The organism is Actinacidiphila epipremni, from assembly GCF_012034175.1.
Lineage (GTDB): Bacteria > Actinomycetota > Actinomycetes > Streptomycetales > Streptomycetaceae > Actinacidiphila > Actinacidiphila epipremni.
In genome coordinates, this window is sequence record NZ_JAATEJ010000012.1 from 60,707 (window position 1) to 81,234 (window position 20,528).

Sequence of the window (20,528 nt, forward strand, 5' to 3'; positions counted from 1 at the left end):
GCGCGCCTCACGCGTCGCGCTGGCGCAGCACGATGTAGCCGCCGATCAGCGCCACCACGACCCATACGGCCATGATGCCGATACCGCCCCACGGCCCGTACGACACATGGTCGTCGGTGGACGGCACGACCTGCATGATCTTCTGGCCGGCCTGGTCGGGGAAGTAGTGCGCGACCGTCTTGACCTTCGGCACCGCCGACAGGATCGGCGAGACCAGGAAGAAGAACGGCATCAGGATGCCGAGCCCCAGCATCGGGCTGCGCAGCATCGCCGCCGCGCCCACGCACAGCAGCACCAGCAGCGTCATGTAGAGCCCCGCGCCGACCACCGCGCGCAGCACCCCCGGGTCGCCGATCCGCGCCTTGTGCGAGCCCAGCAGCGCCTGGCCGAGGAAGAAGGTGATGAAGCTGGTGAGCATGCCCACCACGAGCGCCAGGCCGCCGGCGACGGCGACCTTGCTGGTGTAGAACGTGGCGCGCTGCGGCACCGCGGTGAGCGAGGTGCGGATCATCCCGGTGCTGTACTCGCTGGAGATCACCAGCACACCGAAGACGATGAGCGCGAGCTGGCCGAGCGTCATGCCGAAGAAGCTGACGGCGGTCGGGTCGAAGGTGGCCTTGTCGCTGTCCGACATCGAGTCCCAGTTGTTGTCGAACACCAGGGAGATGACGGCGCCCAGCGCCGCGGTCACCAGGAAGGCCAGCGCGAGGGTCCACACGGTGGAGCGGACCGACCGGATCTTCGTCCACTCCGACTGGAGGACGGCGGCGGGAGCGGCCATGTCAGCGCCCCTTCCCGGAGCCGGGGTTGCGCCACTGCGCGCCCCACTGCGGCTGCTGCTCGGGCTGACCGGGTTGTCCGGGCTGTCCCGGCTGGCCCTGCGGCACCGGCGCCAAGTGCGCCCCCGCGGCCACCGGGCCGCCCACCGGCGCCACCGTGCCGTGCGCGTGGTATTCGACCGACTCGGCGGTCAGCTGCATGAAAGCTTCCTCCAACGACGCCCGCATCGGGCTCAGTTCATGCAGCACCAACTGGTGCTGCGCGGCGAGTTCGCCGAGCTGCGCGGCCTCCACGCCGGTGACCTCGAAAGCACCGTCCCCGGTGGTCACCACCGTGTGCCCGGCGGCCGACAGCACATCCTTCAGCCGCTCCGGCTGCGGCGTGCGCAACCGTACGTACGAGCGCGAGTTGCGCTCGATGAAGTCCGCCATCGAGGTGTCCGCCAGCAGCCGCCCGCGCCCGATCACGATCAGGTGCTCGGCGGTCAGCGCCATCTCGCTCATCAGATGGCTGGAGACGAAGACCGTACGACCCTGCGCGGCCAGCCCCTTCATGAGGTTGCGGATCCAGTGGATGCCCTCCGGGTCGAGCCCGTTGACCGGCTCGTCGAACATCAGGATCTCCGGATCGCCCAGCAGCGCCGCCGCGATGCCGAGCCGCTGCCCCATACCGAGCGAGAAGCCCTTGGAGCGCTTGCGCGCCACCGCGGTCAGGCCCACCGTCTCCAGCACCTCGTCCACCCGGTGCCGGGGGATGCGGTTGGACTGCGCGATGCACAGCAGATGGTTGTACGCGGTGCGCCCGCCGTGGATCGACTTGGCGTCCAGCAGCGCACCGATGTGCTTGAGCGGCTCGCTGAGCTGCGCGTAATGCCGGCCGTCGATCCGGACGTCGCCGCCGCTCGGCGAGTCCAGGCCGAGCATCATCCGCATCGTGGTGGACTTGCCGGCGCCGTTGGGCCCGAGGAAACCGGTCACCACGCCGGGGCGCACGGTGAACGTCAGATGGTCGACTGCGGTCTTGTCCCCGTACCGCTTGGTGAGCCCCTGCAACTCAATCATGGGGGCGAGGCTAGCAAGACGCGGCGGAACCCCCGCACGGAGTGTGCGGGGGTTCCGGGAAATCGCGGCGAACAGTGACCTGTCGCCCGCGTCGGGCGGACGGGGGGGCCGCCCGGCGCGCGGCGTCAGCGCGACTGCTGGGCCGGGACGCTGCGCGAGATCGGCTCGTCGTCGGGGGAGCCGGCCGCGGCGACCGCCGCACCGGTGAGCGTGGCCAGCATCTCGCGGACGTTGGTCAGCTGCGCGTTGATGCTGTCGCGGCGGTTGGTGAGCGCCGCCAGCTCCCGCTCGGACTCGCTGCGGATCCGGTCGGCCTTGGCGTTGGCGTCCGCGACGATGTCCTCGGACTGCCGCTGCGCGGTCTCCACCGTCTGGCGGGCCCGGCGCTCGGCGTCGGTGCGCAGCTTCTCCGCCTCCAGCCGCAGCTGCTCGGCGCGGTGCTCGATCTCCGCCAGCCGCTTCTCCGCCTTGGCCTGACGGGACGCCAGGTCCCGCTCGGACTGCTCACGGCGCTTGGCCAGGTTGGTCTCGAAGTCCGCGGCGGCCTGCGCGGCCTTGGCGCGGGTCTCCTCGAACAGCGCGTCGGCCTCCTCCCGCTTGGCCTGCGCGTCCTTCTGGGCCTCGGTACGCAGCTGCGAGGCGTCGCCCTTGGCCTTCTCGACGATCCGCGCGCCCTCGTCCTCGGCCTTGGCCTTGCGGTCGGACGCGAAGGCCTCCGCGTCGTTGCGCACCTGGGCCGCGGCGGACTCCGCCAGCTCACGGTGCTGCTCGGCGGCCCGACGGGCCTCCTCCCGCAGGTCCTTGGCCTCCTCCTCGGCCAGGCGGAGGATCTTCTCCACCCGGGCGCCGAGGCCGGCGTAGGACGGCTCGGCGTCGTTCACCTGGGCCGCGGCGTTCTGGGTTTCGAGGTGGAGCTCCTCGATGCGCTTCTCCAGCGCGGTGATCCTGGTCAGCGCGCTGTCACGGTCGGCGACGAGCTTGGTGATGCGGTCGTCCACCTGTCCGCGGTCGTATCCGCGACGCACGAGCTCGAAGCCGAAGGGGGAGGAAGTGTCGCTCATGGGGTTCCTGTCGATGATTCAGACCGGTGAGGTGATAGAGGGAATCCTAGATGGCGCAGCGGCGTGTCACCGAGCCATTGCGCATTCGGCATGGAGAATGTGCGCTCAATCGAGTGGCTGATCGTCGCTGCGCTTGCCACCTGCCCGGGAGGACCCGGTGGCGGCCCCAGCCGAGACCGTACTCTTCGAGGATTTCGTCGCGCCACCCGGAGCCTCGAACTGCTCCAGGGCCGCCAACACATCCTGCACCCGGCCGATTTCGGCGTTGATGTCCTCGCGCCTGCGGGCCAGCGTCTCCAACTCCCGCCGCCCCTGCGTCACGATCCGCTCCGCCTCGGCGTGCGCCTCCCGCTTGACGCGCTCGGCCTCGCGGTCGGCCTCCGCCTTCTTCTGCTCGGCCTCCTTCAGCAGCCCCTCGACCTTCTTCACCGCGGCGATCCGGACCTTGCTCGCCTCCGACGTCGCGGTGTTCTTGATCTCCGCGGCCTTCTGCTCCGCCTCGCGCAGCTGCTCGGTCGCGGCGGCCACCAGCTTGTCGACCCGCTCGCCGACCACCCGCATCGCCTCGGCCGCCTCCTTGCGCGACCGGTCGTGCAGCGCCTCCACCTCCGACTCCACCCGGCGGCGCAGCTCGTCGGTGCGCTCCCGGATGGTCGTGGCGTCCCGGCGGGCCTCACCGAGCAGCGTGTCGGCGTCGGTACGGGCCCGCTCCACGATGCCGTTGCCCTCCGCGGTGGCCTCGGCCACCAGCCGCTCGGACTCCGCGCGGGCCGCCGCGACCAGGGTGTCGGCCCGGCTCTCGGCGGCCTCGGCGAGCTTGCGGGCCTCCGCCTGCGCCTTGCCGACCAGCTCGTCGGCCTGCTCGGCGGCCTCGCTGCGGCGCTTGTTGGCCGCCTCCCGCGCCTCGTCCAGGACCCGCTGCGAGCCGGCCCGGGACGCCTCCGCCTCCTGCTCGGCCTGCGCCAGCTCCGCGCGGGCCTGCTTGGCAAGCCGCTCGGCCTCCTCGCGCGCCTTGCCGACCAGGGTGTCGGCCTGGTTCGCGGCGTCGGTACGCATCCGGTTGGCGTCGTCGCGCGCCTCGGCACGCAGCCGGTCGGCCTCCTCGATCGCCTCGGTGACCGTACGGTCGGCCAGCTGCCGGGCGGCCTCCGCCTCCTCCTGCGCCTCCCGGCGCATCCGGGCGGTGTCCTCCGAGGCGCGCTCGCGCTCGGAGTTGGCGTCGGCGTGCAGCCGGTCGGCCTCGCCCTGCGCCTCGCTGCGCAGCCGCTCCGCCGCGTGCTCGGCCGCCGACCGCAGCCCCGCGATCTCCTGCTCGGCCTCCTGGTGCAGATGCGCGACCGCGTCCCGTACCTGCTGCGCGGTCGCCTCGGCCGCCGCGACCAGCTCGGCGGCCCGCTGCTCGGCCTCCGCCGACAGCCGGTCGGCCTCGGCCGCCGCGTCCTCGACCCGCTTGCGGGCCGCCGCCAGCAGCTCCTCGCTCTCCTCGCGGGCCCGCGCCCGCTCCTGCTCGGCCTCGCCGCGGGCCGCCGCCAGCTGCTCCTCGGCCGCCCGGCGCCGCCTGGCCGCCTCCTCCTGGGCCGCGGCCAGCGCCTCGGCGGCCTCCACGCCCAGCCGCTCGGCCGCCGCGGACGCCTCGGCCCGCACCCGGGCGGCGCCCTCCTGCGCCTCGGTACGGATCCGCTCGGCCTCGGCCGCCGCGTCCGCCTGGACCCGCAGGGCGACGTTCTCGCCCTCGGCGCGGGTCTGCGCGGCGTCCGCCGCCGCCTCGTCCCGCAGCCGCAGCGCCTCCGCCTCGGCCTGCTCGACCAGCGTACGGACCCGGTCGGCGGTCTCCTGGCGCAGCCGCTCGGCCTCCTCGGCGGCCTCGGCGCGGATCCGGTCGGCCTCCGCGGTGGACTCCCGCAGGCCCTGCTCGGCCGCCGCCAGCCGCGCCTCGGCCTCCTCGCGCAGCCGGCTGAGGTCGGCCTCGGCCTCCTCGCGCATCCGGGCCACGACCGTCTCGCCCTCGGCGCGCTGCGCCGCCGCGGCCTGCTCGGCGGCCTCCCGCACCGCGGCGCCCTGCCGCTCGGCCTCGGCCCGCAGCTCCTCGGCCTCGGCGCGGGCGGCCCGCAGCGCCTCCTCGGCCTTGACGTTCAGCGCCGAGGCCCGCTCCAGCGACTCCGCGCGCATCCGCTCGGCCTCGCCGGCCGCGCTCTGCCGCTGCTCGTCACCGTCGGCCTTGGCCTTGGCCAGCAGCTCCTCGGCCTTGCTGGCGGCCTCCTCGATCTGCTGCACCGCCTCCCGGCGGGCCTCGCCGCGGATCCGCTCGCCCTCGGCGACCGCCTCGGCCCGCAGCTGCTCGGCCTCCCCGCGCAGCCGCCGGGCCTCCTCCTGGAGCTCGACGGTCCTGGCGCGGTACTCCTTGGTGTCGTCCTGGGCCGCGCCGCGCAGCTCCTGCGCCGACGCCTCCGCCTCACCGCGCACCCGGTCGGCCTCGGCCTGCGCCTCCCGGCGGATCCGCTCGGCCTCCTCGCTCGCGCCCTTGGTGGTGGAGCGGGCGTCCTCCGACGCCTTGGTCAGGATCTCCTCGGCCGAGCGCGCCGCCTGCGCCAGCTGCGCCGCGGCGTCCTCGGCGGCGGCGGCCCTGGCGGCTTCCTGCGCCTCGGTACGGATCCGCTCGGCCTCGGCCCGCGCGTCGGCGACGGTCTGCTCGGCCTCCGCCTTCGCGGACTCGGCCTCCTTGGTCGCCTCGCTCACCATGCGGGCGATCTCGGCCTTGGCGGTGCGGGTGCGCTGCTCCATCTCGGCCTCGGCCGCGGCCAGCCGCTTAGCGGCGCCCGCCGCGGCCTCCTCGCGCAGCTTCTCGGCCTCGGCGGTCGCGGCCCGCAGCCGCTCGTCGGCCTCGCGCAGCCGCTCCTCGGACAGCCGGGAGAGCTCGGTGGCCCGCAGCCGGGCCTCCTCGGACTCCGAGCGGGTGGTGGAGCGCAGCTGCTCGGCCTCGGTGGTGGCCTCCTGGGCCTGTGCCGAGGCGGCGGTCAGCAGCCGTTCGGCGTCCGCGCGGGCCCGGCGCAGCAGTTGCTCGGCCTCGGCGCGGGCGGCCTGGGCGTCGGCGGTGAGCCGCTCCCTGGTCTGCTCGGCGACCCGGGTGGCCTCGGCACGGGCGGCGTTCAGCGCCGCGTCGGACTCCGCCCGGGTCTCGTCCAGCAGCCGCCGGGCCTGCGACTCGCTGCGGGCCCGCAGCTGCTCGGCCCACGCGACGTTCTCGTTGACGTGGCTCTCGACGTTGGCGCGCCGCTCGGCCAGCTCCTCGTCGAGCTGGCGGCGCCGGGCGATGGCCTCGGCGTGCCACTCGGCCTCGAAGCGCGCCTGGTGCTCGGCCTGTTCCTGGAGCAGCCGCTGGGTCTGCGCCCGGGCCTCGCGCAGCTCCCGCTCGGCATCCGCGCGCAGCTGGTCGGCCTGGATCTGCGCGTTGCGCAGCAGCTGGTCGGCCTGGTGGCCGATGTTGTCGTACGCGGGACGGGACGCCAGCATCCGGCGCGCCTCGTGCAGCTTGGCGCGCAGCACCTCGACCTGGTAGCCGAGGTCGTCGGCGTGATCGACTGCCTTGCCTCGTTCGGTGCGAAGCCGTTCCATCTCGGCTTCGAGACGAGAGAGGTGGTCGTCAGCCCGGTAGCTGTCGTTGCCCCGCACTCCGCGGTCCCATCGGTCTCCTGGCGTCCTCACCCGCCAACCGGGTGAGATTCTCCGTGACCCTGTTTGAATCAGGGCCCACGAAGAATGGTGTCAGATCAACGGCGCGGAGCGGGAGCGTACCCAGACCCCACCCCGGTCGGCCCGGCCACTCTACCGGGCAGGACGGCGATAAGGTCAGTGGTCCTCAAGAGGTCAGTGGTCCGGGTGGTCGCCGTCCGGGGCGTGGTCGCGGTCCTTGGCGGCGGTCACCAGTTCGGTCAGGACGCCATGGCAGTCCTTGGGGTGCAGGAAGGTGATCCTGGAGTCCATCGAGCCGCGGCGGGGCTGCTCGTACAGCACCCGGACGCCCTTGTCCCTGATCGCCTCGGAGTCGGTGTCCACGTCCGCGGTGCCGAAGGCGATGTGGTGGACTCCCTCGCCGTTCTTGGCCAGCCACTTGCCGACCGCGCTGTCCTCCCGGATCGGCTCCAGCAGCTGGAGGTAGGAGGCGCCGCCGTCCGAGGTCTCGTTGATCTTGAGCATGGCCTCGCGGACGCCCTGCTCGTCGTTGACCTCGGTGTGGAACACCTCGAAGCCGTACGTGGCACGGTAGAACTCGACGGTCGCGTCGAGGTCGAAGCAGGCGATCCCGATGTGGTCGATGCGCGTCAGCATGGAACCAGTCCACCGTAAGGGCCGCGATTACACAACGTGCGCGCCATCACACGTTCTGCCGGGTGACTCGGGCTTTACTCGTCAGTACATTGACGCTAACCCTCGTTAACCTCTCTTCAGTCGAAGGGGCCGCACCATGAGCAACAGCACGCGTTCGGTGATCGTCGCGGGTGCCCGCACCCCCATGGGAAGGCTGCTGGGCGGCCTGCGCGGCTTCTCCGGGGCCGATCTCGGCGGATTCGCGATCAAGGCCGCGCTGGAGCGGGCCGGCATCGGCGGCGACCAGGTCCAGTACGTGATCATGGGCCAGGTGCTGCAGGCCGGCGCCGGCCAGATCCCCGCCCGGCAGGCCGCCGTCAAGGCCGGCATCCCCATGTCGGTGCCCGCGCTCACCGTCAACAAGGTGTGCCTGTCGGGCCTGGACGCGATCGCGCTGGCCGACCAGCTCATCCGCGCCGGCGAGTTCGACATCGTGGTGGCCGGCGGCCAGGAGTCCATGACCAACGCCCCGCACCTGCTGCCCGGCGGGCGGGCCGGCGTCAAGTACGGCGCCATCGAGATGCTGGACTCCATGGCGCACGACGGGCTCACCGACGCGTTCGAGAACATCGCGATGGGCGAGTCCACCGAGCACCACAACACCCGGCTCGGCCTCGGCCGCGCCGAGCAGGACGCCTTCGGCGCGCTGTCGCACCAGCGGGCCGCCGCCGCGCAGAAGAACGGCATCTTCGACGCGGAGATCACGCCTGTGGTGGTGCCGCAGCGCAAGGGCGACCCGGTGGTCATCAGCAAGGACGAGGGCATCCGCCCCGAGACCACCGTCGAGGGGCTGAGCCGGCTGCGCCCCTCCTTCGCCGCCGACGGCACGATCACCGCGGGCACCGCCTCGCAGATCTCCGACGGCGCCGCGGCCGTCGTCGTCATGAGCCGCGCCAAGGCCGAGGAGCTGGGCCTGCCGTGGATCGCCGAGATCGGCGCGCACGGCAATGTCGCCGGCCCCGACAACTCGCTGCACTCCCAGCCCTCCAACGCCATCGCCCACGCCCTGGGCAAGGAGGGCCTGACCGTCGCCGACCTGGACCTCGTCGAGATCAACGAGGCGTTCGCGGCGGTCGTCGTGCAGTCCATGAAGGACCTCGGCGTGCCACCTGAAAAGGTGAACGTGAACGGCGGCGGCATCGCGCTGGGCCACCCCATCGGCATGTCCGGAGCCCGTATCGTGCTCCACCTGGCCCTGGAACTGCGCCGCCGCGGCGGCGGCAAGGGCGCCGCGGCCCTGTGCGGCGGCGGCGGCCAGGGCGACGCCCTGATCCTGCACGTCCCGCCGGCGGGCTGAGCCCCCTGCCGCCCGGGTGCGGATCGAGCAACACGTAGGGCGGCGCGCCCGGCGAGTGAGCCAAAGGCGGCGCCGATGTCGAAAGGGAGAACGCGCGCAGTGAGCGAGGAACGAGCGAGCGAGCACGATCGACTGTCGACATCGGATGTGGGGGCACCTCCCGGGCGAAGCTCCGGGGGAAGCCGGAGGCGAACCGAGCCACGAAAAGGGGTGGATGTGCCCCTGCTGGTCGAGCAGGCGCGGGAGGGCAGGCCGCGGGCGGTGGCGCGGCTGATCTCGCTGGTCGAGGGGGCGTCGCCGCAGCTGCGGGAGGTCATGGCCGCGCTCGCGCCGCTCACCGGCGGGGCGTACGTGGTGGGCCTGACGGGCTCGCCCGGCGTCGGCAAGTCCACCTGCACCTCGGCCCTGGTCACCGCCTACCGCAAGGCGGGGCGCAGGGTCGGGGTGCTCGCCGTCGACCCGTCCTCGCCCTTCTCCGGCGGCGCCCTGCTCGGCGACCGGGTCCGGATGTCCGAGCACGCCTCCGACCCCGGCGTCTACATCCGCTCCATGGCCACCCGCGGCCACCTCGGCGGCCTGGCGTGGGCCGCCCCGCAGGCCATCCGGGTGCTCGACGCGGCCGGCTGCGACGTGATCCTCGTCGAGACCGTCGGCGTCGGCCAGTCCGAGGTCGAGATCGCCGCGCAGGCCGACACCAGCGTGGTGCTGCTCGCCCCCGGCATGGGCGACGGCATCCAGGCCGCCAAGGCCGGCATCCTGGAGATCGGCGACGTCTACGTCGTCAACAAGGCCGACCGGGACGGCGCCGACGCCACCGCCCGCGAGCTCAACCACATGCTCGGCCTCGGGGAGTCGCGCGCCCCGGGCGACTGGCGCCCGCCCATCGTCAAGACCGTCGCCGCCCGCGGCGAGGGCATCGACGAGGTCGTCGAGGCCCTCGACAAGCACCGCGCCTGGATGGAGGAGCGCGACGTCCTGGCCACCCGGCGCACCACCCGCGCCGCCCGCGAGATCGAGACCATCGCGCTGACCACCCTGCGGGCCCGTATCACCACCCCCGGCCCCGCCCACGACCTCCCCGCCCTCGCCCAGCGCGTCACCCAGGGCACCCTCGACCCCTACACCGCCGCCGACACCCTCGTCGCCGCGCTGACCACCGACTAGCGCGCCCTCAGCCGCGCGGGACCTCGCCGCCGGGCCGGCGGGCGCGCAGGACCGCGGCGGTGTGCACGCACCAGTCGCGGGTCTCGCGTTCCAGGGCGAGGCCGCGCCGGCAGGTCAGGTAGGGGCCCACGGGGGCGCCGTCGCGGAGGAAGTCCTCCTCGGTCGCCTCGCCGCGCAGGGTGAGCAGCAGGTCCTCATACGCGGCCATTTTCTCGGCCGCGGAGGCCGCGCGGGCGTCGAGCTGGCGCAGGACCTCGGCGGTGCCGACCCGGTCGGCGGCCTGCACCTTCACCAGCAGGTCGTCACGGATGAAGGTGGGGCGCGGCTCGGCCGCGACGAAGCGCTCCAGCTCGGCCAATCCCGGCGCGGTGACGGTGAAGACCCGCTTGTTGGGGCGGCCGGTCTGCACGACCTCGCGGCCGGTGACCAGGCCGTCCTTCTCCAGCTTCGACAGCTCGGCGTACAGCTGCTGCGGCAGCGCGTGCCAGAAGTTGGCGACGCCTATGTCGAACGCCTTCGCCAGCTGGTAGCCGCTGTACTCGTTGTCCAGCAGGGCCGCCAGCACGGCGTGCCGCAGTGCCATCGCGGGCTCCCTCCCCGGGGCATGGATGCCCTGCCAGCATAGTCAAGGATGTGACTATGAGCGCCGGCGCGTACGCCCCCTTCACGCTACCCGCGGCGCAGCCGCAGGCCCAGCCCCAGCGGGCGGGCCAGCGCCACCGCCGGCGCCAGCAGCGCGGCACCGCCCAGCAGCAGCCCCGCGGCATCGCCCGCCAGGCCCGTACCGAGCCGGTCGGTGCACACCCGCGCCGCCCACAGCGACACATACGCCCCCGGCAGGAACGCGATGAGCAGCCGCAGATGGTGCCCCAGCACTCCCGGGCGCCAGCCCAGCCGGCGGCGCAGCAGCGTCGCCGTCGTCAGCAGCCCCGCCGTGCACGCGACCGCGTACCCCGCGGCCATCCCGGTCACCGCCCACCGCGCGGGCAGCAGCGCGTACGAGGCCGCGGCGAGCGAGGCGTTGACGCCGGCGATGAGGACGTTGAGGAAGAAGGGGGTGCGGGTGTCGCCGAGCGCGTAGAAGCCGCGGGCCAGCAGGTACTGCCCGGCGAACGCGGGCAGGCCCAGCGCGAAGGCGCTGAGCATCCAGCCGATCGCGGCGGCGTCCGCGTCCGTCGTCGCGCCGTGCTGGAAGACCACCCCGGTGATCTGCGGCGCGAGCGTGACGAAGGCGAGCGCCGCCGGTACGACCGCGGTGCCCGAGGCGTTCAGGCCGCGCGTGAGGTCCGCGCCGACCGCCGCGAGGTCGCCGTCCGCCGCGGCCCGGCTCATCCGCGGCAGCAGCGCGGTCACCAGCGAGACGGTCACGATGCCCTGCGGGACGACCCACAGGCTGTACGCGTTGCTGTACGCCGCGTAGCCCACGCCCGCGTGCTGCCCGGCGGCCAGCGCGTGCCCGCCGGCGGACGTCGACAGCCGGGTCACCACCCAGTAGGCGCCCTGGTTGACCAGCACCAGCAGCAGCGTCCACACCGCCGCCCGCACCGGCGCGGTCAGGCCCGCCCCGCGCCAGTCGAACCGCGGGTGCCAGCGGAAGCCCGCCGCGCGCAGGCTCGGCAGCAGGCCCAGCGCCTGCACCGCGATCCCGGCGGTGCTGCCGAGGCCCAGCAGCAGCGCGTCCCGGTCGTCCACCCCGCCGCGGGCGGTGCCGAGGTAGAGGCCGAACACCGCGATGACGACGAGGTTGTTGAGCACCGGCGTCCACATCTGCGCGCCGAACCGGTCGCGGGCGCCCAGCACTTGGCCGAGCAGGGTGAAGACGCCGTAGCAGAGGATCTGCGGCAGGCAGTAGCGGGCGAGGGTGACCGTCAGATCGCGCTGCGCGCCGCCGAAGTCCGGCGCGTACGCCGACACCAGGAGCGGGGCCGCCAGCACCGACAGGGCGGTGACCAGGACGAGGCCGGTCGCGCACAGCGTCAGCAGGCGGTCGGTGTACGCCTGGCCGCCGTCGGCGTGCTCCTTGGCCGCGCGGACCAGCTCGGGGACGAAGACGGACTGGAGGGCGCCGCCGATCATCAGGGCGTAGACGATGTTCGGGACGGTGTTGGCGACGCTGAAGGCGTCCCCGGTGGCGGCGGTGCCGACCGCCGCGGTGATCACCGCGAGCCGCACGAAGCCCGTCGCCCGGGAGGCCAGCGAGCCGGCCATCATGGCGGCGCCGCTGCGCCGCAGGCCGCCCTTGGGCTCCGCCCGGTGCCGATGCCGGCGCCCCGCCGCCGTCGCCGTCAACGTACCCCCTGCTCATGGGGCGCCCGCGCGCCCGTGGGGTCCTGCCCCCCGGGCGCCAGTCTCGTACGGGGCGGCGGGCCGGGGACAGGGGCCCGGGGTGTCGGGAATCTCTCTGTCACATCCCGCCGCGGGCACGCGTGTTCCTCGTGAGCGGGCCGCTTCCGGGCCGCGGGGACGGGGAGGACGACGCCTTGACGATGACCGCACACCATCACCCGCAGGCCGCCGCGGCGCAGAGCGGAAGCCGGAGCGGCAAGCCGGGCGGAAGCCGGAGCGGACGGCCGGGCGGAAGCCGGAGCGGACGGCCGGGCGGCAGCGGCGGCCTATGGCTGCGCCCCATCGCCGCCGACGTGCACGCCGCGTTCCTCCGCCGGCCGGGGCCGTACCCCGTGAGCTTCCTGCAGACCCCCGCGTGGGCGCGGGTCAAGACCGGGTGGCGGGCGGAGAGCCTGGGGTGGTTCGACGACGCCGGGCGGCTGCTGGGCTCCGCGCTCGTGCTCTACCGCCGGCTGCCCGGCGTACGGCGCTTCTTCGCCTACCTGCCCGAGGGCCCGTGCGTGGAGTGGGCCGACCCGCAGCTGGAGCGGTGGCTCGAACCGCTGCTGGACCACCTGCGCGGGACGGGCGCCTTCGCCGTACGGATGGGGCCGCCGCCGGCCTACCGGCGGTGGACGGCGCGCACCCTCAAGGACGCCGCCGGGCCCGGGCGGCGGGTGGCCGACGTGCTGCCCGACCTCGTGGAGCCGCTGGGCGCCGCGGTCGCCGACCGGCTGCGCGAGGCGGGCTGGCGGCGCTGCGGCGAGGACGGCCAGGGCGCGGCGGCGCCCCGGCGGAGCTCCGGGGGAGCGCAGCCCCGGCTGGTGTTCGAGGTGCCGCTCGCCGGGCGCACCCTGGACGACCTGTGGACCGGGCTCAACCAGGAGTGGCGGCGCAACGTCAAGAAGGCCGCCAGGTCCGGGGTGTGGACCGGCGAGGAGGGCCCGGGCACCCTGCCGGCCTTCCATGAGCTGCTGCGGATCACCGAGCGGCGCGACGGCTTCGACCTCGGCCGCGACCTGGACTACTACCGGCGCCAGTACGCCGAGCTGAACGCCGAGCAGCCCGGCCGGATGCGGCTCTACACCGCCCGCCACCGGGGAGAGCTGCTCGCCGCCCACACCCTGCTGACCGCGCCGGACGGCGGTCGCGTCTGGTACCAGACCGGCGCCTCCGCCGACCATCGCCGCGAGGTGCGGCCGAGCAACGCCCTGCAATGGCGCATGATGTGCGACGCGCTGCTCGCCGGCGCCGCCGTGTACGACATGCGCGGCATCCCGGACGACCTCGACCCGGCGGCCCGCGCGTACGGGCTGCTGCGCTGGAAGCTCGGCACGGGCGGCGAGGCCGTCGAGCTGCTGGGGGAGTGGGAGCTGCCGCTCCAGGGCCCGGTCAACAAAACCCTGCACCGCGCCATGAACGCCTATCTGGCCCGCCGCTGACCTCCGCGCCCGGCCCAGGTCAGGGGCCGAGCAACGCGCGTCACACCGGCTGGACGGCCGCCGGCACACCCTGCGTACGGCGCACCGAGCGCAGCACCAGCAGCACGCACAGCGTGCCGCCGACGCCCGCGCCGGCGATGACCGCGTACGGCGGCGCCCACTCGGCCAGCGCGCCGCCCACCGTGATGCCGATGCCCTGGAGCGTCATCAGGCCCGCGCCGAGCAGCGACATGGCCTGCCCGCGCATCTGGTCCGGCACGTCCGTCACGAACCACTTGTCCATGCCCAGCGCGTACGCCGCGCTCAGCCCCGTCAGCACCAGCAGCGCCAGCGCCAGCGGCAGCGACGGGTCGACGGCGAAGAAGGCCAGCGGGATCAGCGAGACCGCGGCGAGCGGCAGCGCGATACGGTCCCGCGAGGCCGGCGTCAGCAGCGTGCCGGCCAGCACCTCGCTGATCGCCGTGCCGGCCGGCATCGCGGCCAGGAACAGCCCGAAGCCGACCGAGCCGATGCCCGCCTCCTTCGCGAAGGGCGCCGCCAGCCCCTCGGCGACGATGAAGAACATCGGCGGCACCCACCACATCAGCAGCAGCGCCCTGATCCGCGGGTCGGCCATGAGCCGGCCGGCCGAGCTGAGCGACTGCCGCATCAGCCGCCCGCTGCCGGTCACCCGGGCCGGCCGGTCCACCGTGCCGAACCGCAGCAGCAGCGCCGAGCCGGCGAAGGTCGCCGCCGTCAGCAGCAGCGCCGAGCGCGGCGAGAGCCACACCAGGACCAGGCCGCCGAGCCCGAAGCCGGCGATCTGCGAGCCCTGCGCGACGATCCGCACCAGCGAGCGGCCGAGCACGTACCGCTCGCCGTGCAGGATGTCGGCCAGGCTCGCGGCACGCGTGCCGGTGAACAGCGGCGAGATCAGCGACACCGCCACCCGCAGCGCGAACAGCAGCGCCACCGGGCAGTGCGGCACCGCCATGGCCGCGACGCACGCGCACGACAGCACGTCGCAGGCCACCAGCACCCGGCGCGAGGGGTAGCGGTCGGCGATACCGGACAGCAGCAGGCCGCTGAGCGCGTACGGCAGGTAGGTCAGCGCGAAGACCAGGGCGGACAGCACGGCGGAGCCGGTCTCGGCGTAGACCAGGACGGCGAGCGCGACCTCGGCCAGCACACCGCCGAGCAGCGACAGGACATGAGCGGCGAAGATCGGCCGGAACTCGCGGACGGCGAAGACGGCTCCGTAGCCGACGGTGGTCTCCTGCTCGTCGCCGGGGGTGGTGGCGGCGTTCTGCGCGACGTCCACGTGGTCTGCCACGTGCTCTTCTCCGGCCGGCGAAGCGGGGTCTGCCCCGCGTGGAGGGTGCTCGCTGTCCGTTGTCATGCCATCACCCTGGAGCCACACGGACCCCACGTGTAGTCTTTCGCGTGCAGCCGAATCTTGGGGGGCATGATGTCGCTTCGCATGCGATTTGCGGCTGAGGACCTGCTCAGGTGCCGTTTCGCCATCTCACCGCTGCGCGAGACGCAGGGCGCGGTACGCACCCTGTCCCGGCCGGACCGGCACGGCCACCACCTGCCCTGGCTGCGGCAGGTCAGGGCCGCCGCCGCGGGCCTGGACCTGGCGCCGCTGTGGCTGCTGGCGCCCGAGCACGGCTACAGCCCCGACTTCCTGCAACCCGTACCCGAGGTGCCGCTCGCCACGCTCGACGAGGAGCTGGACCTGGTGCGGGCCACCCCGCCCGACACCGCCCGCCGGCAGATCTCCGCCGCGCTCGCCCAGACGCCGGGCGCCGCCGACACCCGCAGGGGCCGGGCCATGCTCAACGACCCGTGCGGCACCGTACGGCAGCTGGCGAGCCTGTACGAGCACGTGTGGGCCGCGCTGCTGGCCCCGCACTGGCCGCGGCTGCGGGCGGTCCTGGAGGCCGACGTGGCCTACCACGCCCGGCGGCTCGCGGACGGCGGCATGCAGCGGCTCTTCACCGGGCTGCACCCCAAGCTGCACTGGTCGGACGGCGCCCTGACCACCTCCGGCACCTCGGGGCCGCTGCCCGAGCCCGGCGGGCGCGGCCTGGTGCTGGTGCCCAGCGTCTTCTTCTGGCCCGAGGCCGGCAGCGCCTTCGACCCGCCCTGGCAGCCCGTCGTCATCTACCCGGCCCGCGGCATCGGCGGCCTGTGGGCGCCGGACGGCCCGACCGCCTCGGCGACGCTGGTACGGCTGCTGGGCGCCAACCGCGCGGCGATCCTCAGCGGCCTGGACGCCCCCAGCACCACCACCGCGCTGGCCCACCGGCACGTCATGGCGATGTCGTCGGTCTCCGCCCACCTCGCCGTGCTGCGCGACGCCGGACTGCTCACCTCGCGCCGCTACGGGCACCAGGTGCTCTACGAGCGCACCGCGCTGGGCATCGCCCTGGCCACCGGCGGCGGCCTGCTCTGACCGCGCACCCGGCCCGTATGCAGGCCGGCCCGCACACCGCCCGCGCGCCCCGGCCCGTACGCCGGTGCGCGTGACGCAATTGTGACCGGCGTGCTACGGCAACATGTCCGGATCCGATCGTCAGTCGGCCAGATACCGTTCGACGGTCGCCACCTTGGACTCCAGCCCGTCCGTCACCGAAGGCCGCAGATCCGCCTTCAGCACGAGCGAGACCCGCGGCGCCCGCGCCTCCACGGCGGCGACCGCGCGCCTGACGACGTCCATCACCTCGTCCCACTCGCCCTCGATCGAGGTGAACATCGCGTCCGTGCGGTTCGGCAGCCCCGAGGCGCGCACCACCCGCACCGCCTCGGCCACGTACTCCCCGACGTCCTCGCCCACGCCCAGCGGCGTCACGGAGAAGGCGACGATCACGCGCCCACCGCCTCGGTACGGGCCCGGGCGGCCACGACCACGTCCTCGCACTCGCGCGCCAGCGTGCGCTCGGCGAAGAAGCCGCCGGTCGGCAGCACCGACAGCAGGAGCAGCCAGCCGGCCCGCCGCCAGCCCCAGCGGGCCCGCAGCCACGCCAGCGCCCACAGGACGACGTAGCCGATGAACAGCACGCCGTGCACCATCCCCATCACCGGCACCGCGTTGAAGTCCGTGGTGCGCTTGAGCACCGAGCAGACCAGCAGCAGCAGGAAGGAGACCGCCTCCGGGGCGGAGATCAGGCGCAGCCTGCGCAGAGCGCCGGCGGTCTTCAGATCCACGGGAACCTCACTGTCGGTACGGTCGGGCGTTCGGTACGGTCGGGGCGGCGCCTTGTGAGCGCGTTCACAAGCCCTCCTCCATTATCACCGCCGCGAATCGAAGAACCGTCCCCGGGGTAGGAAACCACCCGGCGGGCGGTAGCGTCCCAGTGCACGAGCCTGTCCGTGGGCTTGCCTGGACTTGTTCACGACAACGAACCACCAACGGGGACCGACACACGATGAGCATCGACTGGGACCGCCGGCACTGCGCCCGCAAGGGCCATATCACCTACGCGCCGGACGAGCTGCTGCTGCGCGCCCGGCTGCACGCCAGCACCGCCGTCGGCGAGGTCTGGCGCTGCCTGCGCTGCGGGGATTTCGTGCTCGGCGCACCGCACGGCTCGGGACCCGCCGAGCGCGCGCCGCTGGTGCCGCGCGGCCGGGCGCTGCGCGACCTGTTCATCCTGCGCTTCCTGGCCGTCGAGCGGATCCTGCGCGGCCTGCTGATCGTCCTGGCCGCCTGGGCGGTGTGGAAGTTCAGCAACTCCCAGGACGCGGTGCACAAGCTCTTCGAGGACGACCTGACGGTCTTCAAGCCGGTCGCCGACCACTTCCACTACGACCTGGACCACTCGCCGGTCGTGGACTCCATCCAGAAGGCCTTCGACTACAAGAAGTCCACCCTCCAGATCGTCGCCGCCGCCCTGCTCGGCTACGCGCTGATCGAGATCGTTGAGGGCTTCGGGCTGTGGTGGGCCAAGCGCTGGGCGGAGTATCTGACCGTCGTCGCGACCGCCGCCTTCCTGCCGCTGGAGGTCTACGAGCTGACCGAGAAGGTCAGCTACTTCAAGATCGGCACCCTGGCGCTCAACGTCCTGGCCGTCCTCTACATCCTGCTCGGCAAGCGGCTGTTCGGCCTGCGCGGCGGCCACAAGGCGTTCGAGGCCGCCCGCCGCGGCGCCTCGCTGCTGGAGGTCCAGGAGGCCGCCGGCGCCACCGGCGAACCGCTGGAGCCGCTGCCGGTACGGCCGCGCGCCGCCGCGACGGACGGGGGCTGAGCCCATGGCGGTCTTCCGGCTCCAGGGCACCCGGGTGCTCGCCGTCGACCTGGCCGGCGACGCGGTCAAGGCCAAGAAGGGCGCCATGGTCGCCTACGACGGCGAGGTGACGTTCAAGAAGATGACCGGCGGCGGCGAGGGCCTGCGCGGCCTGGTCACCCGGCGCATCACCGGCGAGGCCATGGCCGTCATGGAGGTCAAGGGCACCGGCACGGTCTACTTCGCCGACCGCGCCACCGAGATCAACCTCGTCCGGCTGACCGGCGAGAAGCTGCACGTCGAGGCGAGCAACCTGCTGGTCACCGAGCCCTCCCTGCGCACCGGCACCACTTTCACCGGCCTGCGCGGCGCCTCGCAGGGCAACGGGCTGTTCACCACCACCGTCGAGGGCGCCGGCCAGGCCGCGATCATGTCCGACGGGCCGGCGATCGTGCTGCGCGTCACCCCCGGCACCCCGCTGGTCGTCGACCCCGGCGCGTATGTCGCCCACACCGGGAACCTGCGCCAGCAGCTGCGCTCCTACGTGGGCTTGCGCACCCTCATCGGCGAGGGCTCGGGGGAGAGCTTCCGCATCCACTTCGAGGGCGACGGCCTGGTCTACGTCCAGCCCAGCGAGCGCAGCACCATCGGCGGTGACGTCTAGATGCCCTTCACCCGCGTCAACTCCAAGCTGGTCGAGGCCACCGTCGTGCCCGGGCAGCGGATGTTCAGCCAGCGCGGCGCGATGCTCGCCTACCGCGGCGCCGTCACCTTCACGCCCAGCATCGTCGGCGGCCAGGGCGGCGTGATGTCGATGATCGGCCGCCGGGTCGCGGGCGAGGCCACCCCGCTGATGACGGTGGAGGGAAGCGGCACCGTGCTGTTCGGCCACGGCGGCCACCACATCCACACCGTCGACCTCAGCGGCGAGACCCTGTACGTCGAGGCCGACCGGCTGCTGGCCTTCGACGGCTCGCTCGCCCAGGGCACGATGTTCATGGGCTCCCAGGGCGGTGTCATGGGCGTGATACGGGGCCAGGTCACCGGGCAGGGCCTGTTCACCACCACCTTGCAGGGCAAGGGCTCGGTCGCGTTCATGGCCCACGGCGGCGTCTTCGAGCTGCCCATCGCCCCGGGCCGCCCCGTCCACGTCGACCCGCAGGCGTACGTCGCCCACCGCGGCGACGTCCGCAACAAGCTCGCCACCGCGATCGGCTGGCGCGAGATGGTCGGCCGCGGCTCCGGCGAGGCCTTCCAGCTCGAACTGAGCGGCCAGGGCACGGTGTACGTCCAGGCGTCGGAGGAGAAGCTGTGACCCACCCGGCCGGCGGGCCCGTCGTCCACGACGCCGCCACCCTGCCCAGCAACGACAACGTCAACCCGTACGCCTTCAGCGTCGACCTCGAAGGCCAGTGGTTCCTGCAGAAGGGGAAGATGATCGCCTACTACGGGCAGATCGACTTCCACGCCATCGGCCACGGCCCGCTCGACCACCTGATCGCCGCCAACTTCCACTCCCCGCTGCACGCCAGCGCGTGGGTCGTCGCGCAGGGCCGCGGCAAGATGCTGCTGGCCGACCGGGCGTACGACATCAACTCCTACGACCTCGACGAGGGCAACCTCACCATCCGCTCCGGCAACCTGCTGGCCTTCCAGCCCGGGCTGACCCTCAAGCAGTCGATCATCCCCGGCTTCCTGACCCTCCTGGGCACCGGCAAGTTCGTCGCCGCCTCCAACGGCGCGGTGCACTTCGTCGAACCGCCCATCCGGGTCGACCCGCAGGCCCTCGTCGGCTGGGCCGACTGCCCGAGCCCGTGCCACCACTACGACCACGCCTACATGCGCGGCGTCCTCGGCGGCATCCGCGCGCTGACCGGCCTCGGCGGCGCCTCCGGCGAGGAGCACCAGTTCGAGTTCAGCGGCGCGGGGCAGGTGCTGCTCCAGTCCACCGAGCAGCTGATGCCCGAGGCCGACACCGGCGGCGTCCCGGCGAGCGCGGGCCCCGGCGTCCCCGGCGCGCAGCGCCCCGGAAGCCGAAGCTGACCGGCCCAACAGGGCCGCTGCACACGGTGACCGGCTCACTACCCTGGTAAACATACGAATCTCGACGGACGGTAGAATTCCCCGTATGACGACGGAGACCGCGGAAAGCGCCACCACCTGGCTCACCGAGGATGAGCAGCGCGCGTGGCGCATCCATCTCGATGTCAGCCGGCTGCTCATGTACCAGCTGGAGCGCGACCTGCAACCCTTCGGCCTCACCAACAACGACTACGAGATCCTCGTCAACCTCTCCGAGGCCGAGGACCGCCGGATGCGGATGAGCGACCTGGCGAAGTCCACGCTCCAGTCCAAGAGCCGCCTGTCGCACCAGATCACCCGCATGGAGGCCGCGGGTTACGTGCGCCGCGAGAACTGCGAGGAGGACCGCCGCGGTCTCTACGCCGTCCTCACCGAACACGGCTGGGACACCATGCGCCATGTCGCCCCCCGCCATGTCGCCTCCGTCCGCGAGCACTTCATCGACCTCATCCCCCCGCACGCCCTGGCCGCCTACCGCGAAGCCCTCTCCCCCGTAGCCACCCACCTCCGCACCACCCGCCCCCGGTAGGAACTGCCGAGGAGCCGGCCCTGCAGGGGCGCGGGGAACTGCGCCCCGAGCCCCGCGGAGGGCCTGCTTTTCAGGGGCGCGAGGAACTGCGCCCCGAGCCCCGCGGAGGGCCTGCTTTTCAGGGGCGCGGGGAACTGCGCGCCCAGCCGAAACGGCGAGAAGGTCCCGGCACCGGCAGAACGGCCCACCCCCGTGGGGTGCGGACCCGCGGGTC

Annotated in this window: 19 protein-coding genes; 9 read left to right on the top strand and 10 right to left on the bottom strand. The window is 73.5% G+C overall.

Features of this window, described 5'->3' with window-relative positions:
• Positions 1–7: 7 nt before the first annotated feature.
• From HCN08_RS16730 to mce, 5 genes are all read right to left on the bottom strand, one after another.
• Complete coding sequence (locus tag HCN08_RS16730) at positions 8–781, bottom strand: ABC transporter permease (protein WP_167983895.1); 774 nt, start codon at positions 779–781, stop codon at positions 8–10.
• A gap of 1 nt (position 782) precedes the next feature.
• Positions 783–1,841: an ABC transporter ATP-binding protein gene (locus HCN08_RS16735; RefSeq protein WP_167983896.1), complete on the bottom strand. Its 1,059-nt coding sequence runs from the start codon at positions 1,839–1,841 to the stop codon at positions 783–785.
• Between the two features lie 125 nt (positions 1,842–1,966).
• Positions 1,967–2,902 carry a coiled-coil domain-containing protein gene (locus HCN08_RS16740; RefSeq protein WP_167983897.1) on the bottom strand — a complete coding sequence of 312 codons (936 nt, stop codon included), beginning with the start codon at positions 2,900–2,902 and terminating at the stop codon, positions 1,967–1,969.
• A 105-nt stretch (positions 2,903–3,007) separates the two neighbouring features.
• A complete protein-coding gene (scy, locus tag HCN08_RS16745) occupies positions 3,008–6,571 on the bottom strand; it encodes a polarized growth protein Scy (RefSeq protein ID WP_167983898.1) in 3,564 nt (1,187 codons plus the stop codon).
• Between the two features lie 195 nt (positions 6,572–6,766).
• Entirely contained in the window at positions 6,767–7,228 is a 462-nt protein-coding gene (gene mce / locus HCN08_RS16750; RefSeq protein ID WP_167983899.1) for a methylmalonyl-CoA epimerase, read from the bottom strand.
• A gap of 157 nt (positions 7,229–7,385) precedes the next feature.
• Here mce and HCN08_RS16755 point away from each other — a divergent pair, with 157 nt between their 5' ends.
• Both HCN08_RS16755 and meaB read left to right on the top strand, forming a co-directional pair.
• Positions 7,386–8,564: an acetyl-CoA C-acetyltransferase gene (locus tag HCN08_RS16755; protein WP_167984008.1), complete on the top strand. Its 1,179-nt coding sequence runs from the start codon at positions 7,386–7,388 to the stop codon at positions 8,562–8,564.
• A 210-nt stretch (positions 8,565–8,774) separates the two neighbouring features.
• Positions 8,775–9,728, top strand: a complete 954-nt coding sequence (gene meaB / locus HCN08_RS16760) for a methylmalonyl Co-A mutase-associated GTPase MeaB (RefSeq protein ID WP_322974490.1) — start codon at positions 8,775–8,777, stop codon at positions 9,726–9,728.
• A gap of 7 nt (positions 9,729–9,735) precedes the next feature.
• Here meaB and HCN08_RS16765 read toward each other — a convergent pair whose 3' ends face one another.
• Together HCN08_RS16765 and murJ are read right to left on the bottom strand one after the other, a co-directional pair.
• The gene (locus HCN08_RS16765; RefSeq protein WP_167983901.1) at positions 9,736–10,311 is read right to left on the bottom strand and encodes a PadR family transcriptional regulator; all 576 of its coding nucleotides are present in this window, start codon (positions 10,309–10,311) and stop codon (positions 9,736–9,738) included.
• Between the two features lie 86 nt (positions 10,312–10,397).
• A complete protein-coding gene (gene murJ, locus HCN08_RS16770; RefSeq protein WP_167984009.1) occupies positions 10,398–11,939 on the bottom strand; it encodes a murein biosynthesis integral membrane protein MurJ in 1,542 nt (513 codons plus the stop codon).
• Between the two features lie 275 nt (positions 11,940–12,214).
• On the opposite strand from murJ, the gene HCN08_RS16775 reads away from it, so the two are divergent.
• Positions 12,215–13,495 (top strand): lipid II:glycine glycyltransferase FemX, encoded by a 1,281-nt coding sequence (locus HCN08_RS16775; protein ID WP_167983902.1) that lies wholly within the window; start codon positions 12,215–12,217, stop codon positions 13,493–13,495.
• Between the two features lie 40 nt (positions 13,496–13,535).
• Here the strand turns inward: HCN08_RS16775 and HCN08_RS16780 are convergent, their stop codons facing one another.
• A complete protein-coding gene (locus HCN08_RS16780) occupies positions 13,536–14,807 on the bottom strand; it encodes an MFS transporter (protein ID WP_322974491.1) in 1,272 nt (423 codons plus the stop codon).
• A 135-nt stretch (positions 14,808–14,942) separates the two neighbouring features.
• Here HCN08_RS16780 and HCN08_RS16785 point away from each other — a divergent pair, with 135 nt between their 5' ends.
• On the top strand, positions 14,943–15,932 hold the full coding sequence (locus tag HCN08_RS16785) for an ArsR/SmtB family transcription factor (protein ID WP_167984010.1): 990 nt from the start codon (positions 14,943–14,945) through the stop codon (positions 15,930–15,932).
• Positions 15,933–16,052: 120 nt separating this feature from the next.
• Here the strand turns inward: HCN08_RS16785 and HCN08_RS16790 are convergent, their stop codons facing one another.
• Positions 16,053–16,346 (bottom strand): MTH1187 family thiamine-binding protein, encoded by a 294-nt coding sequence (locus HCN08_RS16790; RefSeq protein ID WP_167983904.1) that lies wholly within the window; start codon positions 16,344–16,346, stop codon positions 16,053–16,055.
• Positions 16,343–16,684: a DUF3817 domain-containing protein gene (locus HCN08_RS16795; RefSeq protein WP_167983905.1), complete on the bottom strand. Its 342-nt coding sequence runs from the start codon at positions 16,682–16,684 to the stop codon at positions 16,343–16,345. Before HCN08_RS16795 ends, HCN08_RS16790 begins: the two co-directional genes overlap by 4 nt.
• 221 nt (positions 16,685–16,905) lie before the next feature.
• On the opposite strand from HCN08_RS16795, the gene HCN08_RS16800 reads away from it, so the two are divergent.
• From HCN08_RS16800 to HCN08_RS16820, 5 genes are all read left to right on the top strand, one after another.
• Positions 16,906–17,724, top strand: a complete 819-nt coding sequence (locus tag HCN08_RS16800; RefSeq protein WP_167983906.1) for a DUF2127 domain-containing protein — start codon at positions 16,906–16,908, stop codon at positions 17,722–17,724.
• 4 nt (positions 17,725–17,728) lie between these two features.
• Positions 17,729–18,367: an AIM24 family protein gene (locus HCN08_RS16805; protein WP_167983907.1), complete on the top strand. Its 639-nt coding sequence runs from the start codon at positions 17,729–17,731 to the stop codon at positions 18,365–18,367.
• On the top strand, positions 18,368–19,018 hold the full coding sequence (locus HCN08_RS16810) for an AIM24 family protein (RefSeq protein ID WP_167983908.1): 651 nt from the start codon (positions 18,368–18,370) through the stop codon (positions 19,016–19,018).
• Positions 19,015–19,746, top strand: coding sequence for an AIM24 family protein (locus tag HCN08_RS16815; protein WP_167983909.1), 732 nt, complete (start codon positions 19,015–19,017; stop codon positions 19,744–19,746). Before HCN08_RS16810 ends, HCN08_RS16815 begins: the two co-directional genes overlap by 4 nt.
• Positions 19,747–19,831: 85 nt before the next feature.
• Positions 19,832–20,314: a MarR family winged helix-turn-helix transcriptional regulator gene (locus HCN08_RS16820; protein ID WP_167983910.1), complete on the top strand. Its 483-nt coding sequence runs from the start codon at positions 19,832–19,834 to the stop codon at positions 20,312–20,314.
• Positions 20,315–20,528 lie beyond the last annotated feature (214 nt).